This is a genomic window from Pseudonocardia nigra (assembly GCF_019396355.1).
Taxonomy (GTDB): domain Bacteria; phylum Actinomycetota; class Actinomycetes; order Mycobacteriales; family Pseudonocardiaceae; genus Pseudonocardia; species Pseudonocardia nigra.
The window spans coordinates 3,773-29,275 of sequence record NZ_JAHKRK010000079.1; the positions used below are offsets into that span (position 1 = coordinate 3,773).

A 25,503-nucleotide genomic window follows, 5' to 3' on the forward strand; every position below is an offset into this window, starting at 1 on the left:
GTGGACGAGTGGAACGAGGACGCCGGCGACGTCCGCGGCGCGGCGCAGCAGGATGCGGCGGGCCGGGGCGGGCAGGCCGAGGGCGGCGGGCGCAGCTGGGCCGACGCCGCCGTCGACTGCGCGTCCGACGACTGCGCGGGCTCCGCTGCGACGCGCACCGGCTCCGGCTCCACGGCGAACACCGCCGCCGGCGCGGACGCGACGTCCGGAACCGCTGCGGCCGACGGTTCCGCGACCTGCACCACGACCACCGGCGGCTGCCGGGCCGAGAGCACCACCGACACCTCTGGCAACTCTGACACGGGTACCGAGGCTGCGGCCTGGGACGGCGGCGAGGACGCGCGTGGGAGCGTGGCCGGGGCCGGCCGCGGCAGCGCGGCGGTCGAGTGCGGCGCCGGATCGACCGGCTGCACCGGTACGGCGACGACGAAGACGCGCGCCGCCACCGTCCAGACCGAGGGCGCCGGGGCCGGCGAAGCCGCCGTCACGCCGCGCCGGGAGACGACCGACGGCTCCGCCACCTGCGACGCCGCCGGGGGCGCGTGCCGCGCCGACAGCAGCTCCGAGGTCGGCGCCGAGTCCCACCGGGCCGCCCCGGAGTGGTGGGCGGTCACCGACGTCGACACCGCTCGCACCACCTTCGCGTCGAACGGCGCGAGCGACGCCGGTGTGACCGTCGACTGCCCCCACGGCGGGCCGGACTGCACGGGCACGGGCGCGAGCTCGACGAGCAGCACGGCGACCGGGGACGCGACCGCGGCCCTCGGCGCCGGGGCCTCGCCGTGGAAGCGGACGACGTCGGCGACGGCCGACTGCGCGATCGCCGACGGGTCGTGCTCGGCCCGCACCGGCAGCAGCCTCGACAATCCCGCGGACGCGAGCCCGCTCTCCGCCGGTGGCGACGCGGCGGGCCACAGTTCCGCCGACGCGAGCGCGGAATGCGCGGGATCGGCTGACTGCGAGGGCGCGGCCACCACCGCGACGCGGGGTTCGGTGACGGCGGGCGCCGCTGAGGGTGTGGTGAAGGCCGCGGTCCGGACGACGAGCGGGTCGGCGGACTGTGACACGAGCGCCGGTCGGTGCAGCGCGGAGTCGGACTCGCAGATCGGCGACCGGGCCGCGGACGCCCAGCAGGCGTTTGGCGACGGCGGCGGTGCGGGGCCCGCGGCGCGGACCATGTCGGCGGGCAGCCAGGCCGGTACGCGGACCGACTGCTGGACCGAGGAGTGCACCGGGCGCGGCACGAGCCGCACGACGGGTGCGGCGTCCGGTGACGTCACCGGCGTCCGCGACAGCACCGGGTCCTCCACCTGCACGGTCCACGGCACGGCTGGCACCTGCACCACGGAGTCCGACACCGAGGTGGCCGACCGTGACCCGGCGACGACGTCAGGCGGCGGCGTCGCGGCGGTGTCGGGCCCGGTGAGCGTCTCGCACGCGTTGGCGGCGGTGGCCTGCACCGGTGGCGCCGGCACCGAGTGCGGCGGCAGCGCGACCTCGTCGACGAGCGCGCGGGACACGGCGGTGTCGCCGCACGCCCGCGGATCCGAGGCGAGCGCGGACTGCACCGTCACCGGTGGCGGCTGCAGCGGTGAGACCAGCTCGGCGGCCTCCAGCGCCCCCGACTTCGTCACGATCGACCCGGCCACCGGGCGCCCGGTCGACGGCGCGCCGGCCACCGGCCCGTCGAGCACCTCGTCGGCGAGCGCGTCGGTGGAGTGCTCGGCCGGCGCGGACTGCTCCGGCAGCGCCCGCACCAGCTCGGCGGCCTGGGACGGCGCCGTGGCCGACGGGAAGCCCCGCACCTCCACGGGCACCGCGACCTGCGAGGCGGGCGGCGGGAGCTGCCTGGCGCAGACCCGTTCGGTGGCCACCACGGTGCCGGGCGTGGCCGAGCAGCTCGCCGCCACCAGCACCACCGATGACGCCGACGGGACGACCGCGGGCGGGGCCGACACGACGGGGAAGAACGCCGGGGAGAACGACGTGCACCCCGGCCGGCGCGCGGCAGGCCCGTCGGCGGCATCGGCCTCGGGTGCGGTGCTGGGGTGCAGTGGGTCGTCCGACTGCGACGGCAAGGTCACCAGCTCGGCCACGGCGACCGACCCGGCGACCTCACCGGACCCGCGTGGGTCGCGCGGCGAGGGTTCCTGCGAGGGCGTATCGGGCGGCGTGTGCCAGGCCGTCACGAACTCGGGCGCTTCGTCCGGACCGGACGCGAGCGTGATCGCGCCGCTGGTGCGGGCCGCGTCCACCGACAACGCGACGGTGCGCTCGGCGACCACGGGTGACACCGGTGGGCAGGCCGACCGGGAGCAGGGTGAACAGGACGCGCCGGGTCGGGAGCAGCAGCCGGCCACGGCGCCCGCGCCGACGGCGCCGGGATCATCGGCGAGCTCGGGGGCGCCGACGGTCCCGGGCGCGTCGAGCTGGTCGATGGCATCGGCCACCCTGGACTGCGCCGGGTCGACCGACTGCTCGGGGACGGCGCGCAGCTCGGCCTCGGGCAGCGACGGTCCGGACACGGCCGCTGGTGGCGCGGGGTCGCGCGGCCCCCCGGCCGGCACGTCGACCACCAGCGGTAGCTGTGCCACCGGCGAGGCCGGCTGCCAGGTCGTGACCTCCTCGACCGCGGGGTCGGGCCAGGTCGTCGCCGACATCCTGACCGAGAAGAACACCGCCGCCGCCGAGCGGGCAGCGCAGCTGGCCGAGCAGGCCGAGCGCGCGGCCGCCCATGCCGCGGAGATCGCCGCCCGGCCGGGCGCGAGCACGGACGAGAAGAAGGCCGCCACCGAGGCCGCGAAGGTTGCGGAGCAGGCCCGCGCGGCCGCCGCCGGGGCCGCCGAGCTCGCCACGGAGCCGGTGCGGGACGCCCCGGCCACGCTGGCCGAGTCCGAGGCCGTCGCCGCCTGTGGCCCCGGCGGCGAGTGCACCGCGGCCACCTACGGCAACGCCACGACGAGCGCCGCCCTGGACGGGGCCGCCGACGCCGGGACGAGCACGTCCACGAGCGCGGGGCTCTGCGAGTCCGGCGGGTCCGGCTGCCTCGTGTCGAGCACCGCGACGGCCACCACCGACACCGACTCCGGCACCCCCGCCGGCAACAAGCCCGATGCCGGGATGCTGCCGGGCCGGTCCGGCTCCACCCAGGCCGGCTCCACGATCGCCTGCCCCGACGCCGACTGTGTCGGGATCGTCACCGGCGACTCCGCCGCCGCCGCGAGCCCGGACGGCGGCGCCGCCGCCGCGCAGCGGACCGTCGCCAACACGACCCGGGAGAAGGCCGGGAAGGGCAACGGCGGCGACACCGACCCGATCAGCGCGTCCACCTCGACCGCCGAGGCCGTGTGCGACGGGCGGGACGGGGCCTGCGAGGCCGGCGTCACCACCGGCGCGAGCTTCGCCGTCCACGCCGGCACCGGCGCGGAGCGCACCGGCCGGTTCGGCACCACCGGCGCCTCCGCCACGGCCGACTGCCTCACGGAAAGCGGGGCGTGCCCGACCACGACGCGCAGCACCACCGTCGGCGCCGACGACCCGGCCGTGGTGGGTGCGGCGCACACCGGCCGGAAGCTCGCCGCGCGCGACCGCACCAGCCAGGCCGTCGCCACCGCCACGTGCTCGGCCGACGGGGCCTGCCGGTCGGCCACGACCGGGTTCGCCACGGACCACGCCGCCGAGGTCGCTGCCGTGTGCTCGGGCACCGACTGCCGCACGCGGATCCACGGGGAGACCCGCTGGGCCGAGGACTCGGGCACCAACAGCGCCACCGTGCGTTCGTCCTGCTCTGCCGCGTCCGACGGCGCGTGCTCCGGCACCGGCCGGGTCGGGGCCGGCCCCACCGGGGCGCAGGCCTCCGCCGCCTGCGCCGGTTCCGAGGGCGCGGACTGCACGTTCTCCTACGCGTCCCGCAGCAGCGCGGACAGCAGGTCCCGCGGATCCGAGGCGACGGCGCGCGCCGCCTGTAGCGAGACCGGTGGCGCGGGCAGCGGCTGGTGCGCCACGAGTGCGGTCGCCCAGACCCAGCCGGGCGCCGCGATGGCCGCGGCGGCCTGCCAGGGCAGCAAGGGCTCCGGGTGCACCTACTCCTACCGCGCCCACAGCAGTGCGTCCGACAGCGGCTCCGGGTCGCGGGCGAGCGCCGGCGCGACGGGTTCCGGGGCCGGCACGTTCGGCGGCGGCCAGGCCGCCACCACCGCCGCGGCCGTCGCCGGCCCCGGGACCGCTCAGGCGGCCGCTTCCTGCACCGGCACTGCCGGTACCCGCTGCAGCCACTCGTACAGCGCGAGCGCGTCGGCATCGGCATCGGCGCCGGGGGCGCGGGCCAGTGCGAGCGCCGGCGGCTCCGGCGGCGGTGGCATGGGTGATGGTGGCGTCGCCGTGACGGCGCAGGCCTCGGCTGCACCCGGGCGCGCGCAGGCGGCCGCGTCGTGTGTGGGCGCGGCGAACTGCCGGCACTCCTACTCCGCGTCCGCGTCGGCATCGGCGTCGGCGCCGGGGGTCTGGGCGAGCGCGAGTGCCAGCGGTTCGGGTGGCGGTGGCCAGGGCGGCGGTGGTGTCGCGGTCTCCGCGCAGGCCTCGGCTGGGCCGGGCTGGGCGAGCGCGTCGGCGTCGTGTGTGGGCGCGGCGAACTGCCGGCACTCCTACTCGGCGAGCGCGTCGGCCTCGGACTCGCATCCGTCCGGATCGTGGGCGAAGGCCAACGCGTCCGGCTCGGGCGGGGGCGGTCAGGGTGGCGGTGGCGTCAGCGTCAGCGCGCAGGCGTCCGCCGGGCCCGGCTGGGCCCACGCGAGCGCCTCCTGCTCGGGCGCCGCCAACTGCAGCACCAGCTACTCGGCACACGCGGAGGCGCGCGACCACCTGGAGGTCAACGGCGGCTACTGGGACGCGTTCGGCGAGGCCAGCTGCTCCGGTGGCGGTGCTTCGGGCGGTGGCTGCGGTGTCTCCGCCTGGGCGAAGGCCGGGCCCGGTGGCGGCGGCGGGGGCACTTGCTCGGGCAGCTACACGTCGTGTCACACCGACGGGGACAACACCTACACCTCGACGGCTCCGGTGGAGCTCGGGCCCGGCGAGGTTCTCGACAAGGACGGCAAGCCGGTCAAGATCGAGGAGCTGGGTCCCGACGAGCGCGCCGTGCTGATCGAGCGCGAGAAGGACGGCGACATCGTCTGGAAGATCAAGCCGAAGGACGGCGAGGTCTACGGCGACACGTGCCCCGCGCCGTGCAAAGGCGTGGACGAGGAGGGCCCCGGCGGGCTGCGGGTGACCTACGACCCGGCCAAGGACGCCGACCCGGACAAGAACAACGCCGCCTTCCGTGGGTCCATGCCCGACAGGCCGGGGAGCACGAAGCGGGACATGGTCACCGGCTCGGAGGGCATCCGGCTGGCCCGGGACAAGAACGGCAACGGAGGGGGTTGGGTCCGCGGCACGGGCAAGGTCGTCAACGGCCGCACCGGGGAGACGATCGAGTACACCCGCGTGAGCCCGTCGGACGCGCCGACCAACACGTTCCGGCTGAGCAACCCCGAGGGTTCGCCGTTCCAGTCGTCCTGCAACGGTGGCTGCGTCTACACGGGGGCGGACCTGCCGGGCAAGGCCGGTCGGGACCAGGCGACCATCGAGGCGTCGTCGGGTCAGATCACCGGCCGGGACGGCCACGGCAACCCGGCCCGGATCTCGTGGGAGGGCAAGGGCCACTTCACCTCCGCCGAGGGCGACTGGTTGGGCAGCCCCACCGGGATGGCCGCCGGCAAGGTCAGCATCGTCACGCGCAACGCGGACGGGCTCGGCGGCTCGATCTCGCTGGACGGCTGGGGGACGATCACGTCCGCCGAGGGCGCGACGCTGAACTGCTACACCTGCAAGGGCGCGCACTACATGCCGACGCAGGCGGGTATGGGCGGCATCAGCACCTGCACGGTCGGCCCGGGTGGCGACTGCAGTGGGTCCGCCCGGTGGAAGGGCGGCGTGGACTACCAGACCATCTCGGTCGACGCCGACGGGAGTGGAAGCGCCGAGTTCGTCCAGTTCCTGCGCAACAAGGATGGGTCCGGCGGCGGCGCGATCGCGTTCGTCAACGGCGACGGCCGGGCGTACGGCAGCGACGCCTTCGGCAACTGGGTCGAGACCACCGGCAAGGGCGGCCGGATGGCGCTGCTGTACGCCGAGGCCGACGGATACAACACCGGCCAGTCGTGCGTGGCGGGTGAGGGCGGCGCCTGCCGGGGATCGGAGCCTGCCGAGCGGCGGCTGGAGTGGATCGAGCCGACCGCCGGCGTCACGTATGCCCTCGGGATGAAGGAGACGCTCGCGTCAGCCGTGCACGGTCCTCCTGGAGGTTCCCAGACTCTGCTCGACCGGGGGCGGGCGGCGTTCGGTTTCACCCGCGACCAGGGCCACCTGCGCTGGATGGCCGAGGACGGCAACCACCAGCTCGGACCGGTGACGACGGCCTACGAGGACGCCAAGAAGGGCGGTATTACCCGCGAGGAGATGTACGACCTCGCCGAGAAGGTCGACGCGCTCGACCCGAAGCTGCGGGACCGCCTCGGACGGACCACGGGGGCCATCGACACCGTCCTCACGGTCCGCGGGACGCAGATGCCGTCCACCGAGGACATCGAGCGCCGGCTCGCCGAGGACCCGGAGCTGGTGGCGCAGGTGCTCGGCAGGGCCTACGAGCAGGGCTGGACGCCGTCCGACAAGGACATCACCGCCGCCAAGAACATCGTGCTCGACCAGCAGGAGGTCTCGCGGGACGCGGCCGCGGGCCTGGGCGGGTTCGGTTCACGCGACGAGGCGCTGGCGCGGCGCCAACGGGCGTTCGACAAGGCCCTGCAGGACTACTACGCCGGTCGGGGTGGCAGCTACGAGGAGCTGGTCGCCGAGCAGAAGGCGATCCAGTCGGCGATGGCCGACCTCGAGCGGGGCAAGAAGCCCTACCGCGACAAGCTCGCGAAGTCCCAGGGCGTGCTGCGCGACTACGACCTGCTCGCCGCGTACGCCGCGCACGACCCGAGCTACGCCGGCGACATCGCGCTGGCCCAGCGCAACGTCGAGGCCGTCGAGGGGGTCGTCGAGGCGCTGCCGAAGCTCGAGACCGAGCGCGACGTCAAGGCGGCGACCACCGTCGCCGCGTTCAGCGACGCGGTGCTGATGGGCTACGAGGCCGCGATCGAGGCACCGCGGTCGCCGAAGAACCGTCTGAACGACATGCGCCTGCCGTCGACCGGCGTGGCCGACCTGCCGCTGGCGATGCGGGCCGCCGCCGGCTACGACTACATCCGCGAGGTGTCGAAGGACGCGAACAGCCCGTTCCTCGGGTTGACCCCGGACCAGCTGTCGAACGTCGCCGCCAACTGGACCTACGGGGACAGGAACCCGGCGGAGCTGACCGACTGGGAGGTGGCGCGCCTCGGCAGCACGCCGTCGTCGGCGGACCAGGTGGTCTCGCTGCTCGCCGGCTGGAAGCAAGGCGCCGACTTCGAGGAGAACAAGAAGAACATCTTCAAGCAGATCAACCGGAACGAGCTGCTGAAGGCCGCAGGCGAGCCCCTGTCCGAGCAGGAGCGCGACCGGATCGACGACCTGATCGAGGAGACCGACCCCAAGAGCGTGGCGGGCTTCTTCCGGTTCCTGCTCGACGGCGCCCAGTGGACCACGGGCGAGTCGGTGCGCCTCTACAATGAGGAATTCGGCTGGGGCACCGACAGCTTCGTCCGCAACCTCGGTCGCGATGCGGTCACCCTCACCGCCGGCCTGGTCTCCATGCCGGGTGTGGTCATCGGCGGCGGCGGCGTCGAGCTCATCAACGGCGTGAAGTACCACCCCGCGTTCGGGAAGGAGCCGCCGAAGCAGGGCGCCGACGAGTCCGATGCGGAGTACTACACGCGGCTCAACCCGCTCACCGGCAGCCTGCTCGTGACGCCGATCGCCAACGCGGTGAACCGCCACTTCGGCGACGGCGATGCGGCGCAGGACTACCACGACCGCCCGCTCGTGTCCTTCATGGAGGATGCGCTGCCCGTGCTGCTCGTGGCCGGCCCGGTGACGGCGGGCATGCGCGGTGCTGCCGCGCGTACTGGGGCGCGGGCCAACGTGGCCAGGGCGGGTCTGGAGCGGGCGGCCGACCTGCCGCAGAACGCGGGGAACGCGGCGATGACCCGGGCCCTGCGCGCGGAGGTGCAGCACCTCGACCGCGTCACGAAGCGGTGGGAGAAGGGGGCGACGATCGCGAGCGTCCCGGTACGGGCGACGGCCCTCCCGTTCCAGGCGCTCGGCATGCCGGTGCGGGCCGCCGCGCTCGGCGTGCGCGCCGTGACCGCGCCCGCCGCCCGCGGGGTGAAGGCGGCGAGCACGGCCGCAAGTAGGCGGGCGCTCGCGGGCGCGATCGCTGACCGGTCGACGCTCCCGCTGTGGTACGGGACCGCGAAGGCACTCGACGGCACCGCGGGCTGGCTCGGCCGGCGCGCCGAGGCCGCGCGGCTGACCACCCGCTACGGCCCGATCGCCAAGCACGGGATCGCCGGGGCCTACCGGAACGTCGCGGACGGGGCACGCCGTGGCCTGTTCGACCCCGACGCCGTCCTCGGTGCGTTGCGTGACCCGGTGCTCGTCGCGCGCCGGGACGTCCTGGGACGGTCGTTGACGGTCGTGGCCAAGCATCGCGACAAGGCCGCGCGGCGGGCCGAGCAGCGGGCCGCGGGCGAGCGGAGCCTCGCAGACCGGATCGACGAGGTGATCGCACGTGGCGACGAGACGGCGATGACCACCGCCGAGCTGGCCCGGGAGCTGGGGGTCAGCAAGCGCGCGGTCAGGGGCGCGGTGGGCCGCGAGATGGGCGAGCGGGCAGGCACAGCCGACGCTCCGCGGGTCCTGCTCGACCGGGCAGGCGACGGCCCCACGACGGTGCGGCGCGTCCAGCGCGACGACACGGCCGCGGCGACCGGCCGTGCGCTGGCCGACGAGATCGACGCTCGGTTGACGGCGAACGGCGAGACCCCGATGACCGCCGCGGCGCTCGCCCGCGAGCTCGGGGTCAAGAAGACGGCGATCCGCAAGGCACTGGGCGCCGACCCGGCAGCACGGGCCACGGTCGTGCGCGACAGCGCCGGCACGGCATGGGTCCAGCGGCCGCAGCGGAGCGCGGTGAAGGGCGGCGGCGCGCCCGCACACGCGACGGCCGCCGCACGGGCGCTGGCCCGGGACGTCGACGCAGCCCTCGCTGCTGGCGGGGACGGGCCGCTGGCGGTTGCAGCGCTGGCCCGGGAGCTCGGGGTGGCGCGGAGCGAGATCCATGCAGCGGCCCGGGCCGACGCTGCGGACGCGTCCGCGACCGGCGCAGACTCCCGCATCAGCGTGGTGCGGGACGGCAACGGCTCCGCGTGGGTCCAGCGCCCCGATCGTGGCGCGGTGAGCACCGACGGTGGGGTTGCGGCGGGCACGCCCGCCCGGCCGCAGGTGCCTGCCGGTGGACAGGCGACCGGGGAGCGGGCGGCGGTCGCCGGTTCCGCGGGCGACGTCGCGTCGAGCTCCTCTGCGAACGGCGCAGGCCTGCGCCGCTCCGTCGGGCCTGACGGCAACGGCACCACCGGGTTCCAGGCGTCGGAACGGGGCGGCGTGGGTACGGACGGTCGGGTCGGGGCGGGGACGCCTGGCGGGCCGCGGGCGCCTGCTCCCGCCGCCCGGCAGGCGGCGGGGGAGCGCCCGGCGGTGGCGGGCTCCACCTTGGAGAATGCGCCGAGTTCCTCCGCGACCGGCGCCGGCGCGCGCATGACGACCGAGCGGGGCGGCACGGGCACGACAGGAGCGCCGCGTCCGGAGCGGGCTGGTGCGACCACGGACGGTCCGGTCGCCGCGGGTGCACCCGCGCGGCCGCGGGCACCCGCCGCCGGCACGGGGCAGGTGGTCGGGGAGCGCCCGGCGGTCGCCGCCGGCGCCGCGCCCGAGAACGCGCCGGGTTCGCCCGCGCCGGGCCCACGGCCGGTTCCGCAGCCCGAGGGGCTGCCGACCGGGTCGACCGCCGCCGGTTCCCGCAGTCAGAAGACCGGCGATGCCGGCGCCGCGCCCCAGGGCGAAGCCGCGTCGGGTCCGCCGTTGCCGCGCAGCCGCGACGCCGAGGCCGCGAGCCCCGACACCGCTGCCCAGGGCGGAACCCGCAAGCACGACGGCAAGCGACGCAGCGGTGATCCCCCATCGGTCACCACGGGCTCCGTCGAGCGTTCCGCTGGGACGGGGCAGGAGCAGGCTGCGCGCGGCCACGGGAAGGGGAACGGCCCCGGGCGCGGCGCGGCAGGACGGAACGACGACAACGCAGGATCCGACAGCGGGCCGCGGGCGACCGGGGCTGCGCAGAACAGGGAGGCCGGCCGGACCGGGACTCCGGGCGCGCGCGACGCGTCCGACGGACAGCGCAACGGGCACAACGACGGTGAGGAGCCGCAGCAAAGCTCTAACGACGCCACGAACAACCCCGACCCCACCACCGCCGCTGGCGCGCGCGCCGGCGACCGGAACGGTGTGGCACGAACGGCGGACGGCACGTCCGCCGACCCAGCAGCACGGAAGGGCGCTTCCGCTGAGCGGAGCTTCGCGGGGCGACGAGACAGGGCTGAGCAGCAGCCGCTGATCGAGCGCGTCCACGTCGAGATGCGCCGTGGCAAGGCGGTGCGGTCGCTCGACGAGCTGACCGCGGCGCTCAACGAAGGCGTGCGGCCCGAGCAGCGGGTGACGACGGACGAGGTCCGCGCCGCGGTGCGCGACGAGGGACCGTCGGCCGACGGCGTGCGCGCCCGGCCGCGGTACGAGATCGTCGAGGACGGCGGCGAGACCTTCGTGATGCGCCCCGTGCGCGGTGGCGCGGTCGACCGCGAACCGGCTGCCCCGTCCGGCGCTGCGCGTGCCGCCCGGTCGACAGGCGCCGAGCCGGACGCCGGCGTCCGGGTCGAGCTGTTCGAACCGGAACAGTGGACGCTGACCGACGACGCCTTCGGCAGGCCGACGGCGCAGGCGCGGGACCGCGCGGCGACCGTTGCTGACTCCGTTCCGGGCATGGACCGGCTCGCCGAGATGGTGCGCAGCGGGGAGCTGTCCTTCTACGAGGCCGTCGTCGTCGGCGCGGGTTACGTGGCCCGGGGCCTGCAGGAGACGGGGCTGCTCCGGCGGGGCCAGCAGGTCTACGACGGCCAGCTGACCGCGGTGATCGCCATGACCCGCGACGAGGTGATCGCGGAGTACATCAGCGGTGGCGGCAAGACGGTGGTCAACGTCATGGTGGCCGTCCTGCGGGCGAAGCTCCTCGGCGAGCGGGTCGCCCTCACCACCGCGAACGACGGCCTGACCCCGGAGCTGGTCCGGAACGCCCGGAAGCTCGCCGAGCACTACGAACTGACGGTCGGGCAGATCACCGATCAGATGGAGCCGCGCTCGCGGGCGGAGGCGTTCGCCGGATCCCAGATCGTGGTCGGGTCCGTCGAGGCGTTCGGCTTCGCGAAGCTGCGCACCCGCAACGGCGGTGCGGACGGCTACCGTCAGCCCGACCACTTCGTGCTCGACGAGGTCGACTACATCCTGATCGACCAGGCGGGTGTGCACGCCCGGCTGGCGCAGCAGCGCAAGGACGGGTGGCGACCCGACGACGAGATCGCATGGGCCGAGGCGCTGCGCCAGGGCCTGGAGCCGGTGACCAGGGAGAACCCGGCGGGGCACTACCGGGTCTCCGGCGGGCGCGTCGAGCTGACCCGCGAGGGCATCGACCGGGTCCGCGAGCTGCACAAGATCGACCTCGACGCCGACCCCGCCATGCGGCGGTGGGTGCAGAGCTCGCTCGTCACCCGCGACCTGCTGGCCGAGAACGTGGACTTCGTGACGGTCCGGCTCGAGCCGGGTCGCGAGGGCACCAGCCTCACCCGCCAGGGCGTCTTCCTCGTGGAGGAGGCCACCGGCCGGCCGATGGACAACCGGCGCCTGAACGGCGGCGCGCACGAGACGACGGAGTACGCGCTCTTCGGCCGGGACGGGGTGCGGACGCCCACGGAGACGATCGACACGCTCACGATCCGCGAGCTCATCGGTGGCTCCTCGTTCAGCGGTTCCACCGGCACCGTGGGCGGCGCCGAGGGGCGCGCGGCGTTCGGGAAGTTCGGCAAGGACGTGGTGCACGTCCGGCCGGACAAGCCGCGCGTGGCCAAGGACTACGACAAGGTCTTCGCAACCGCCGCGGAGAAGCGGGCCTTCGCGGTGGAGCTCGTCCGCAAGGCCCACGCGGACGGCTACCCGGTGCTCGTCCGGGCCGAGACCATTCTCGAGGCCGAGCGCTTCTCCGCGCTGCTCAAGAAGGAAGGCATCGAGCACGAGCTGCTGACGGCGAAGAACATCGAGAACGAGGGGCCGGTCGTCGCGCGGGCCGGGCGGCGCGGCCAGGTGACCGTGACCACGAACATCATGGCCCGGGGCACCGACATCAAGCTCGGTGGAGACCCCTGGACGGTCGCCGGCGAGCTGATGCGCGAGGAGTACCCGGGCCTGGACACGCGCGGACCGGAGTACGCGCCGGCGAGGCGCGCCATGGAGGAGCGGGCCCAGCGGCAGATCACGGCCGAACGTGAGCTGCTCGACATCGAGGGCGGCGGGCTGCACACGATCGGGCTCGGCGAGAGCAGCTCGCTGCGGTCGGCGATGCAGCTGCGGGCCCGCTCCGGCCGCCAGGGCCAGCACGGCGTGACGTGGACGGTCCGGTCACTGCAGGACCGGGCGATGCAGCGGCCGCACGACGTCGAGTACGTGCTGCGCGACGAGGACCTCGCCGTGCCTGCCACCCGGGCGGAGGCCGAGCCACCCGCACCGCTGCGCGGGGCCGACGCCGAGGCGGCCGCGATGCTGTTCGAGATGAACCGCAAGCGTCTCGCCACCTCCGCGGTGGGCCAACCGAGCAGCCAGGACGGCCCCGGCCCGGCCCGCCTGCCCGAGGAGCCGGCCGCCGAGCTGACGGTGGCGCCCAACCCACACGGCATCGATCTGTCCGCGTTGGCCACGGCCCGCGCCGGGCAGGACGTGCCGGGGCTGAACAAGCAGCAGAACGAGGACCTGCGCGCGGTCGCCGAACAGCCCGTGGAGTCCCCGGAGACGCCGGAGCAGGTTGCCGCTGCCGAGAAGGTGGCGGCGCTGATCCCGGCCCGCGTGGTGCGGCCTCGCCACTACACGCTCGAGGACGCACGCGCGGCCGCCGCCGCCGTACGGGAGGTCGGCGACGCACTGCGCGAGCTGGAGCGGGCGCCGGAGCTGGGCGTGCTGACCGGGATGGACCCGGTCGAGCTGGCGGCCACCGTCGCGGTCGCGAAGCAGCTGCTGGCGGCTCGGCAGGTCGTGCCCGAGCAGGCGGAGGACGCCTCGGAGGCCGCTCCCGCCTCGGGGACCGACGTGATCCTGCGCCTGGACGGGCTCGACACCGCGCAGCTGCTGCTGTTCCACGAGTTCGCCCGCGGGCGGGACCTGGACGCCATCGCCGAGGCCGTGGGCATCGCACCGGCCGAGGTCGTCCGCCATGTCCAGGATGTTGCGAAGACCCTGGTCGACGGCCCGGGCCGCGGCGTGCGGCTCGAGGACGCCGAGCGGGCGCGGGTGCTGGCCGGGCTCGCCGAGGACGCCCCGCGGGTGTGGGCGAGGGTCCGCGACGAGCTGCGCACGATCGAGGAGGGCCTGACCCCGGCCGAGCAGGCGCTGTGGGACCGCGGCGAACGCGTCGAGGAACTGGTCGAGCGGGTGGCCCCCAGGCTGCGCGAGCCCTTGTACCGGGCGCTGGTGGACGCGGGCCTCACCTCGATCTCCCAGATCACCGGCGTGCAGCCTGCCGAGCTGCAGGCCGCGGGCCTGCCCGCGCCCGTCGTGCGCGACCTGGTGCGGGCGTTGCGGGCGGTCGGGGCGAGCCGGGACGCCGCCACCGTCGACCGCCACGTGAGCGCGAAGCTGGCGGGCACCCCGACCTGGACCGACGCGGAGCTGACCGCGGCCATGGCCATCGCGGCCGGCCTGCCGGGACGGGTCGCCGACGGCCTGGACATGTCGCTGCTGCGTCAGCTGGTGGGGGTCACCCGGATCGCCGAGCTCGCCGCGCACCTGCCGCCCGACGCCGCCGGGATGCTCACCCGGGCCCGGGCGGCCGGGACGGCACCGATCGGCAACGCCGCCCTACGGGCGCACGCATCGGGCGCGCTGCGGACGACGGGCGCGTCGGAGCTGACCGGCATGGCCGCGCTGATGGTCGTCGACGCGCAGCTCGCGCCGCAGCGGCCGGCGGCACCCGCCGCGGCGGCCGCCCCGCGCGGGCCCCGTGCGGCGACGGGCGAGCGCGGTGGCCGGGGCATCGTGCGATCCGGAGCGGCCGGTGGCGTGCTGATCCTAGGCGGCGCCGCGGCGCTCGCCGCGGCCGCGGCGGGCGGTGTCTTCCTGGTGGCCGGCGGTCTCGCCGCGCTCGGCGCGGCAGCCGTCGCGAAACGGATCTGGTCGCCCGCGCAGGCGCGCGCCCCGCCGTCGACCACCGGCTCCCGTCGGGCGGTCGTCGCCCGCATCGCCGCGGCAGTGGCTGCCGCGGGAGTCCTTGTGCTCTCCGGGCCGATCCCGGCCGACGCCGCCATCGGCGTGCCGCGGTCGCCGGTTGCGGCCGTCGAGGTACAGGGCGCGGGCGTGACCTCGGAGCAGGTGTCCGGGGTGCCCACGCAGCTGCGTGCCCACCGCGGCGACGATCTGGGCAGCCTCGCGGCCGGCTTGGGCGTGTCGCAGCAGCCCCCGGGGCAGGGCGAGGAGAAGTCCCCGGGGCAGGGCGAGGAGAAGACGCCGGGGCAGGGCGAGGAGAAGACGCCGGGGCAGGGCGAGGAGAAGACGCCGGGGCAGGGCGAGGAGAAGACGCCGGGGCAGGGCACGCAGCCGCCGACCCAGGAGGCGGAGCAGGCCCCGGCCGAGTCGTCGCTCGCGGCGCGCATCGTCGCGTGGACGGTGCGGGGCGTGCTCGCGGTGGCGACCTTCGTCGCCGTGCGCTGGCTGCTGGGCAAGCTGCGGCCGCTCGGCCGGGTCGTCACGGCGCTGCCCGCGCGCGCCGCGGCCGGGGTGCAGACCTGGTGGCCGCGACGCGGGGCGCGGAAGGAACTGCGCCACGCCGTCGCGCGGCTGAACGCGGCGGAGGCGGCCGACCGCGGTGACCGCATCGTTGACGTGGCGCACGCGGTCGTCGACGCGGCCGAGGTCGGGGTCCGGGCACGGGTGATCGCGCGCCTGACCGGATGGCCGCGGCCGGTGGTCGAGCTGACCACCGACGCGGCCCGGGCCGACGCCGCGCTGGCCGCGATCCCGCGCGCCGGATGGAACGACTCGCGGCTCGCCGAGCGCACGCGCGACCGCGTGCGGGCCGACCTCGCGCAGCTGGTCGGCGAACTGCAGGAGCAGCGGGCGACCTTCGCCGTCGACGACCCGAGGGTCGGCAGGCTGCGCGCGCTGCTCGCCGAGGCGGACGCGCTGGCCGCCGGTTCCTGGCGGGGGCTGGCCCTGCTGGGCGTGGTGGCGACGACGCTGGGTCTGGACCTGCGGTGGCAGCCCGACGGCGGCGTGATCGTGACGGTCCCGGTCGGCGAACCGGTGCGGGTGTCCGCGGAGCGGCTGGCGCAGGCGGCGGGATGGCTGGCCCGGCGGGTGAGCGAGGGGCAGCCCGCCGGCAGGCTCCGCGCGGAGGCGGCGGCCCGGTGGGGCCAGCTGGTCTCGGGCTCGTCCGGGGCGGCGGCCGCGGTGGGTGCGGTGAACGCGCTGGCCGAGCTGGCGGCACGGCGCCCCGTGCTGGTCGGGGCGGTCGAGGAGGTCGCCGCCGAGATCCTGGCCGTGCACCCCCGGCAGGCCACCAACGCCGGACTGACCCCGAACGCCGCCGCGCTGGCGCAGCGGGTCGCACCGCGGGCCGAGGAGGTCGCGCGGGGCCGGGCGGCCCTGCTCGACCTCGCCCCGCAGGGTGCGGCCGTCGTCGAGCAGGCGGACGCCCTGCTCGGGACGCAGCCGTCGGCCGTCGCCGGTACGGCGTCCGCGCTGGGGCAGCAGGTGCAGGGCCTGCGCGACGACCTGACGGCCGCAGCCGCCGGGCTGGCCGAGCAGGTCGCCGTGAAGCGGCGTGCGGGGGCCGCGGCGCGCACCGAGGTGGAGAAGGCCGGGGCGAAGGTGGCCGAGGCCGACGGCAAGCGTGACCGCGGGGCGCGGGAGCGGCAGCGCAAGGCGGCCGCCGAGGCGGCACTGGCCGAGGGGACGCTGGGCCGCGCCGAGCGCCAGGAGGCCGCGTACGCGGAGGCCGCCCGGTGGGCGCGGGAGGCGGGCGCGGCCTACGTCGCGGTGCAGGACACCCTCGACGTGCCGGCCCGATCCGGCGCTCCCACTGCCGGGCAGCCGGCGGAGGCGACGCGCCGGGCGCTCGCCGCGCAGCGGGCGCTCGAGGCGTACCGCGCCGCACTGGAGGCGGCGCAGCCCCCGCTGGAGGCGCTGCCGAGCGCGGTGGCGACCGACCAGCTGCCGCACCTGACCGCGCTGGCCGAGACGGTGAACGCGGAGCTGCGCGACCAGGGCGTGCGGTACCGCTTTACGCCGGAGGAGCTGGATGCGCACCTGCGATCGCAGCTCCGGTCCGTCGCGGCGAAGGACGGGCTGATCCTGCAGGTTCCGGCCGGTGCCCGCCGCTGGTGGTGGCCGTTCCGGCGGTCCGTCGCGGCCGAGGTGCGGATCGGCATGCGCGTGATCGGGATCGCCGAGGTCGCCGACCCGGATGTGCTGGGGGAGCGCACGGCCGTCGAGCTGATGCTCGGCACGCTGCCGCAGGGCGGCGGCGCGTCCGGCGCGTCCGGCGCACGCACGTTCGGCAGCGACACCGGACTCGAGTTCGGGACCAAGACGCTGGACGCGATGGGCGTGCAGCCGCATTCGGCGCTGCGGGCGATCGCCGAGATCGTCACGGTCAAGCTGGGCCGCTCGGCGGGTCGCAACTCCTCGACGTCGGGCTCCGCAGGCGCGTACGGGGTCGGCGGCGGCGTCGCCGACAACCGTGGCCCGTCCCTGCTGTTCGACGTGGCCATGGAGTGGCGGGTGGCGACGCGCACCGCGGCGGAGCCCGGTCCGGGCGGGGGCTGGTCTGCCGAGCGCCGGGTGTCCGTCCCGGCGGCGGGTGCCGCGGCGGCCGGTTCCGATGTGGAGCTCGCGCGCCTGTGGATCTCGCACGCCTACTCTGAGCGGGGCCCACCCGAGACCGTCCAGCGCCCGGCCGGTGAGCGGCAGGAGAGCCACTTCCCGGCGTACGCCCCGATCTGGGTGTCCGGGCTGGACGGGCTGGTCGACGCGGTCGCGGCCGAGCTGGGTGGCCGGAACGCGACGGTGGGCGGAGCGACCCACGGCCAGCTGCGCGCGTTCCTCGTCGCGGAGCTGCGCGGCAGACTGGACGTGGCGATCAACGACGACGACGGCCTGGTCACCGTGGTGAGCGACCGGAAGGGACGGCCGCTGGCCCGGCTGCGGGTCCGCGCGGAGGTCGTGGCCGACCCGACGCGGTCGGGACTGCGCCGCGGGCTCGCGAGGGTCGGCCTGCCGATCGGGCGCGCGAGCTCCAAGGAGCTGCTGGAGGACCTGCACGTCGGGTTCTCGACCGTGTCGCTCGGCGAGTCGTCGGGCCGCTCGCGGGGGTTCACGGCAGCCGTCAGCGTGAAGCTCGCCGAACTCGCGGAGCAGCGCGGCGGATTCTGGCGCCGGTTGGCTCCGAGCGGGTCGGCGGAGGTCGGCTGGTCGCGCTCGCGGTCGGCCACCCTCGGCAGCGGCGAGGCCGCGATCCACCCGGGCGTGCACCGGTACTCCGGCCACACGCAGGCCTACCGGCTGCGGCTGCGGTACTCGGTGGAGATCACCCGGCTCGACGACCGGTCGGTCCCGGTGCGCACCGTGCACGGCGGTGGCCCGGCGATGGTCCGGATCGGCACGCTCGACGCCTACCGCTACGGCCTCCCGGTCGACGTGGCCGCGGTCGACGGGACCCACCCGGACGGCACGCCACGGCTGCGCGACGAGGTGCGCGCCGGGCCGCCGCCGGGGCGCAAGGGCGAGCGGCCGACCTGGCTCGGGTCGGGCCGCGGCGGCATGGCGCCGGTGGGGCACGCGCTCGTCCGCGACCTGTCCTGGACGGAGGTCAACGCGGCGCGGGCCGCCGTCGTGACGCAGCTGCGGGCTGCGGGCCTGCTCGCGCCCGCCGACCGGAAGCACTGGACCACCGACCGCACGCGCCTCGCGAGCCAGCTGGCGAACGAGCGGGAGATCGTCGAGCTGCTGAACCCGGAGCGGCTGGAGACCGGCTACGACCAGGCGGTGACGGCCGGCCTCGCGGCACTGCTCACCGACGCGAAGCCCGGGGCGGGCCGGCGCCGGTGGCGCCTGCCGCGGATGCCGCGCGGCCCCGGCGCCGTCGAGCGGATCCTGGACGGCGCGGAGCGGGCGCAGGTGGTGGCCCGGCTGGTGCCCTACTGGGAGCCGGACCCCGCCGCGGGCTACCTCGGCCGCACCACGGCGTGGACGCCGGTGGGCCTGGACATCCAGTCGAACACCTCGTCCGAGGGCACGGGCCAGTCGACGGGCGGCGGGCTGTCGCTCGGCGGGCAGACCGGCGCCGGCCTGGGCGCCGACCAGAAGCCCGGCGAGGACGGCTGGCAGTCCTCGAGGTCGGCCTCCGCCGGGGCCGGGGCCAAGACCGGGTGGGGACGCAGCGCGGGCCGGTCGAGCGGCCTGACGGTCAACGCGGTCACGCTGGTCGAGGGCATGTCCACCACGGCGGTGTTCCGGGTGCGGCACCGGCTGGAGGTCGAGCTGCACCGGCCCGGCCGCGCCGCGGAGCTGCTCGACCAGCGGCACCTCGACGCGACCGTGCTGATGCCATCGGAGCTGCTCCCCGATGCCGACCCGATCCGCGGCGGCACCGCGCACGCCACCCCGTCCGCGGTGCCGGCCCGGATGACCGCGCTGGCCTTCGACCCCGCCGACCTGCACGAGCAGGTGCTCGCGCTGGTGCGCCGGCAGCTCCCGTCGGGATGGCGGCTCGATCCGGCGGCGGAACGGCAGCTGCGGGAGTTCACCGGCGTCGACAAGCTGCGCGCGTCGATGCTCGACCTGCTCACCTCCGGGCTGCGCACGCGGGTGCTCGCCCGGTCGTCGTCCGGGAGCACCCGCTGGATCCCGGTGCGGCTCGACGCATGGCACGGCGACTCCACCCTGGTCACGGTCGCCGACCTGCTCACCGCCGACATCAACCTCACCCTCGGTTCGCAGGGCAGCGACAACGGCCGCAGCTGGAACTGGGGCGTGAACGGCTCGCTGGGGGCGGCGTTCCGGCAGCTCGTCGCGAAGGCCGGGTTCGGCGACCCGAAGCCCGGGGTGACCGTCGACGGGTCGTACGGGGTGAACCGCGGGCGCACCCGGTCCTGGCTGTGGATCTGGGGCCGCGAGTTCCTGACGATCGAGCTGGGCCGCCACCACGTGAAGGAGATGGACGTGACGGTCGGCCTCACCGTCGGCGACGGCACCCGCGCGGCGCGGACCGTGGACCGGTCCGTGCGGGGCAAGCTCGTCTACGCGCTCCCCGAGCGCGACGCGCTCGACCTCTACACCGCCGGGGAGCTCCCGCTGCCGCTGGACGTGGTCGCCGACGCCGTACAACGGGTCCTGCAGGACGACCTGAAGCTGGACCTGCGCACGACCCACCGCCTGTTGCTGCACTACACGGCCCAGCGGGCCGAGGCCCTGCGCAGCGGGATGCCGCTGCCCGGCCTGGCCGGCCTGCAGTTCCGCGAGACCCTGGCGGCCCACCTGCGGCCGTTCGTCCCGCGCCCGGCCGGTTCCGCGGGCCCCGACCGGCGGACGCTGGCGACGCTGCTGCGTGCCGCGCACGAGCTGACCCGTACCGAGCCCGCGGTCGAGCTGCCGGAGAGTCTCCGCGACGGGATGGGCGAGTCCCAGTTCGAGAGCGTCGTGCTCACGAAGGACGGCCGCGAGGTCGGGCTGTTCGCCGAGGTCCTCGACGCGGTGGAGCGCGCCGTGCCCGACGCGCTGGACCGCGACACCGTGCTGTGGAACTGGCTGGCCAACGCGTTCGCCGGCAAGCGGTGGCGCGGGCACATCGACCGGATGCTGGGCCCGTCCGGCTTCACCGCCACCATCCCGGTCCAGGTGCCGACCACGCTCCCGCGCGTCGGTGCCGACCACACCGAGCAGCTGAACCTGCGGGTCCGCGCCCGGTTCGGGGCCGACCGGACGCGGGCGGGCCGCACCGACACCGTCGGCCTGATCACCCAGGACTACGGCTACGGCCAGCAGGGTGCTGCCACTCGGTACGGCACCGGCGTCGGCGCCGGGGTCGGTGGGAACGTCGACGTCGGTGTGGCGGGCCCGAACGCGCGCCTGGGCACCGGGCGCGACCGCGGCACATCGGCCGACGTCTCCGGTCAGGACACGATCCTGCGCGGGGTCGCGAGCTGGAACGGCGCCGACCGGATCCGGCACGGCATCGGGATCACGATCGAGGTCTGGCGCAGCGCCCCCGCCGCGCGCGACCGGGGGCGCGCGCTCCGGGGGTCCTGGCGCACCCGGCGGACCGTCCTGCCGCCGGACCGGGAGGCGGCGCCGCCGGTGGTCGTCGAGCTGTCCGGCACCGCGATCCGGCTGGTCCCCGACGGGCTCGCGCTCGACCCGGCCACTGCGGCGAACGCCGCGGCCAGCCTGGTGCTGCCGGGCCTGGCCGACCACCTGCTGCCGTTGAGGCTGCCCCAGCAGCTGCGGGTCGACGCCAGGTCGGGCGACCTGACGACGGCACTGATCGCGGCGCTCGCCGACGAGCGGCTGCTCGGGCCCGCGGGGGTGGACCTCAACCGGGTCGCGCTGGAGGGCGTGACGTCCCCGGTCGCGCTGACCGTGTTCCTGCCGCGGATGGCGAGTCCGGGCGGGCACCTGCTGGGCCGGTTCCCCATGCCGGGCAGGCCGGGCCGCTACGTCGACGTGACCGTGCGCGCCGACGTCTACGCCGACCGCGTCGACGTCGAGGGCCGCGACAACCTCGAGATCCGCACCGTGTTCCGCCGTCAGGACACCGCGAACGCCGGCGCGTCGGGCAGCCACCTGCTGCCGGTGAGCCGCAGCGCAGGTGCGGGCTTCGCCGACATCGGGCTCAGCCAGGGCTTCTCCTCAGGCGAGCAGAGCGGGCACAACGGCAACGCGGTGCGCGGTGACCGCGAGGAGACCACGGTCTACGAGCAGGGCCGGGCGTCGACGATCGGCGCGCTGATCGACTACCGGGTCACGCTGCGCCCGGTCACCGTCCGCGGTGGCGTGGTCGTGCGCACCGGCCGGGCCCGGCTGCTCGGCCCGGTGCGTGCCACCGCCTACGTCACCGCCTTCGACGCGGACCTCCCCGCGCAGCTGCGGCCGGACTGGAGCTTCGACGACTCGGCGCCGCCGCCCGTGCTGCGCCGCCCGGGGACGAGCGAGCCCGCTGCCCCGACGCGGCCGGGTCGGCTGTGGGGGCCGGGGCCCGCGGTCCGTGCGGGTGGCTCGCACTCGGGCGGGGTGGGCGGCGGCCCGCTGGCCGGGAACGGCTACACGCCGCGGGAGAACGTGCTGATGGGCCGGGCCATGTCCAGGTTGTGGGACGAGCGGGCGGCGGCGCAGTGGACGGCGGGTCTGGTGCGCAGCCGCGGTCCGCCGCCCGCGGGGTTGCGGGACGGGGAGGCGCTGTTCACGCCCGCTGCGGCGGAGATCGTGGCGCAGTTGCGCCGGGACGGCCTGCCGGCGGAGGTCGCGGCCGATCTGGTGGGGCGGCTGTGGGCGTTCGGGTGGCGGACCCCGGGCGACACGGGTGTGGTGGCGGTGCCCGCGGAGCGGCTGCCGGTGCTCGCGGAGAGCGGGCTGTGGAAGCAGGTGCTGGCGCACGAGCGCCGGTTCCACCTCGACCCGCGGGCGCGGCACGACGAGCGCGTCCACGACGCCGACGCCGGACGGATCCTCGCCCGGCTGGGCGTGCGGACCGACGCTCGCGCGGTGCCGGACGCCGCGTGGCCCGCGCCGACGTGGGGCGAGGGCGTGTCGATGCACGTCGGCGGGGCGAGCGGCACCGGTGGGGCCGGCGGGCCGATCGCCGAGCGCGGGTTCAGCGCCGAGCAGAACCGGCTCGTCGAGGCGGCGCTGGCCCGGATGTGGCAGGACGGCAGGCGGGCACAGCGCGACGGCACGCCGGTGCGCAACCGGGGCCCGCCCGAGGCCGGGCTGCTCCCCGACGAGGACCTGTTCGTCCCGGACCGGGCGGACATCGCTGCCCAGCTGCGCCGCGACGGCGTCCCGCACGCGCAGCCGCGCGACCTGGCCGCGCGGCTCGTCGAGTTCTCCTGGCGGGACGCGGCGACCGGGACCGGCGTGATCGTGGTCCCCGCGGAGCGGCTCGGGCAGCTGCGGGACCAGGACCTGCTCGGCCACGTCGTGGAGCACGCCCGCCGGTTCCACCTCGATCCCGACGCGCCCGCGCCCGACGGCTACGAGCAGCACGTCCACGACGAGCACGCCCGCTGGGTGACCGACCGGCTCACCGGGAGGCCGCAGGCGGTGGTGCGGCGGGACTTCCTGCGCATGCTGAGGGGCTCCGTCGAGCTCGGCGTGATCGACGGACACCCGCACGGCCCGTACCCGGTGTTCGTGGACGGCCGGTTGGTCGGCGTGTACAAGCCCGACGCCGGCGGCGACCCCGCGACGGACTGGAACTTCCGGGGCGAGCCCGCCCGGGAGGTCGCGGCGTACGAGCTGGCCGTGCTGCTGGGCTGGGGCGACCTGGCGCCGGTGACCGTGTGGTGGGACGGGCCGCTCGGACCGGGCTCGCTGCAGCGGTGGGTGCACGAGGCGTACGAGGGCGTGGAGGAGATCCACGCCTACCGCGCGCTGGACCGGGAGCGGGCCGCCGTCCTCGACTACCTGATGGGCAACACCGACCGACACCCGGGCAACTACCTCGGCTACGGCCGGTGGCTGCAGCTCATCGACCACGGGCTCGCGTTCCAGCCGCGCGAGGAGCTGGACGGGCTGCTGCTGCGAGGTTCGGAGTTCGTGCTGGCCCAGCAGTCGCGGCCGCTCAGCGCCGGGGTGCTCGCGGACGTGCGCGCTGTGGACCCGGCACTGCTGGCCGTGCGGCAACGCGCCGCGGGTCTCGGTGCCTACGAGGTCGCCGCGGCGCTCGCCCGGCTGCGCGAGATCCAGGAATACGGGATGATCACCGGCACGACCTGGTTGGAGCAGCGGCGGGCCGCGTGGAGCGACCCCGCCGAGTTCCCGGAGCCCGGGACGGGCCTGTTCGGCGAGGGCTCGGCTGCGAGCCCGGACGGAGGTTCGGGATCGGGCGGCCCGCTGGCCGAGGGTGGGCTCACCCCCGAGGAGACCCGGCTGATGCAGGCCGCGCTGGCCCGGTTGTGGGACGAGCGGGCGGCGGCGCAGTGGACGGCGGGTCCGGTGCGCAGCCGGGGACCGCCGCCCGCCGGCTTGCGTACCGACGAGGCGCTGTTCACGCCGCCTGCGGCCGAGATCGTGGCGCGGCTGCGCCGCGAGGGCGTGCATGCCGCGGTGGCCGCCGATCTCGTCGGCCGGTCGTGGGCGTTCGCGTGCCGGGACGCGCGCGGGACCGGGATCATCGCGGTTCCTGCCGAGCGCCTGCTCGTGCTCGCGGAGGCCGGCGCGTGGCGTGAGGTGCTGCGCCACGAGCGGCGGTTCCACCTCGACCCGGCAGCCCGGCACGACGAGCGGGCCCACGCCGCCGACACGGCGCGGATCCTCGGCCGGATGACCGACGGGATGCCGGTGGACCCCGGCGACGCGCGCGTGGCCGGTCTCCCGCGCGCCCCGATCGGCGCCGAGCGGACCGGGGTTTCCGCGCAGGCCACCGCATGGAACCGCGCCGGCCTTCATGACGATCCCGCGCGTCCGGCGCGCCGCGCGCGTGCCGGGCTGCTCACGCGGGCGAACCTGCCGCGCGAGGCCGCGGCCGTCACCGAACGGCTCACCCGCCTGCGCGCGGACGCCGCCACGGCGCGTGAGCATGCGGAGGCCCGTGGGCCGTCGGCGAACGCGCCCGGACGGACGGCCGCCGCCGTCCGCGTCACCGGGCCGCTCGTCGTCGCGGGCGTGCTCGTGGTCGCGACTGCCGAACCGGTGGCGGCCGCGCCCGGGCAGGTGGCCCTGTCGACCATCGTCCAGCTGCCGCTCGTGGTCGACCTGCTGTCGTGGGCTCCGTACGCGGGTGCTGCCGCAGGGGTCGGTGCCGCGGTGGCCGCCGTGCAGACGGTGCGCGACCGGCTGACGCGCCGGAAGGACACGGCTCGGTGGGGGCAGATCGCCGCCGCGGGCGGGCCCGCAGGCACCCCCGGGCTGACGCTGCTCGCCGTGTTCCGGGACCTCGTCGGGCACGCCCGTCCGACGACGGCGGACGCCCTGCGTACCCGGGCGGGGCTGCGGGCGAAGGCCCCGGCGGTCGAGCGGGTGCTCGACGAGCTCGTCGGGGCGGGCTTCGCCGAGCGCGTCGTGGACGCGCCGGGGACGTATCGGCTGAGCCGGCGCGTGGCGGACCTCCTCGCCGCGGCGCCCCGCCAGCTGTGGGCCGCCGTGGCGGCCGACCCATCGCAGTGGTGCCGGCCCTGGATGCCTTGGCGGCGCGCACGCTGCGCAAGCAGCCGGAGGCGATGGCCGGGGTGGTGGCTGCGGTCGACGCCACCCTGCGGTCGGCCGTGCCCCCGGCAGGCGGCCCCGTTGCACGGGTGCGGCAGGCGGCGGCGCTGGCCACGCACCTGCGCACCGTCGCGGTCCGCGCGTCGATCGCCCGGGCGCGGGCTCGCCAACTCCGGACGAAGCAGTCGATGGTCGCCGACGGGCTAACCTCCGGGCAGCGCGCGTACCTCCGCTGGCTGCTGGTCCACGCCCCGGCCGGGGTGGACGCGGCGGACGTGATCGCCGCGCGCCTCGGGCTCGAGGTCCGCGTCGTGGAGCAGATCGGGACGGCGGCGTACGTGACGGCCCGGGCGCCGTCGGGGATGCGGCAGCGCACCACGCCGTTCACGCGGGGCGGCTTCACGCGGGCCGTGGGCCGGGTGGCCGGGCAGATCTCCGCGGTGAACCCGACAGACGTGGCCGACATCGAGGCCGCCGCAGCGGCCCGGACGGCCGAGCAGGGCGCCGTCACCGCAGCCCTGCGGGACGGAACGGACGCCGTCGCGCAGGCCGGGTTGCGCGGCGGCTGGGCGGCACGCATGCTGCAGCGCGCCGCCCGGGGCCGGGGCGTCGTCGCCACCGCGACCCGGATCGGACACGCGCTGCGCCTGGACGGGACGCGGACGACGCCCCCGTCGTGGCCCGCCCGCGGGATCGTGGTGGCGGCCGCCGCGGCGGGCGGTGGCACGGTCGCGCAGGCCGCGGCCGCCCCGTCAGGTC

The 25,503-nt window shown here is 76.4% G+C and carries 2 protein-coding genes; both read left to right on the forward strand.

Translation table 11 applies throughout. The annotated features are described in order from the left end of the window. Positions 1–24,951 (forward strand): preprotein translocase subunit SecA, encoded by a 24,951-nt coding sequence (locus tag KME75_RS19990; RefSeq protein WP_219416383.1) that lies wholly within the window; start codon positions 1–3, stop codon positions 24,949–24,951. Continuing rightward, positions 24,933–25,503: hypothetical protein (locus tag KME75_RS19995; protein WP_219416384.1), on the forward strand; the 571-nt coding region annotated here is incomplete at its 3' end. The genes KME75_RS19990 and KME75_RS19995, both read left to right, overlap by 19 nt.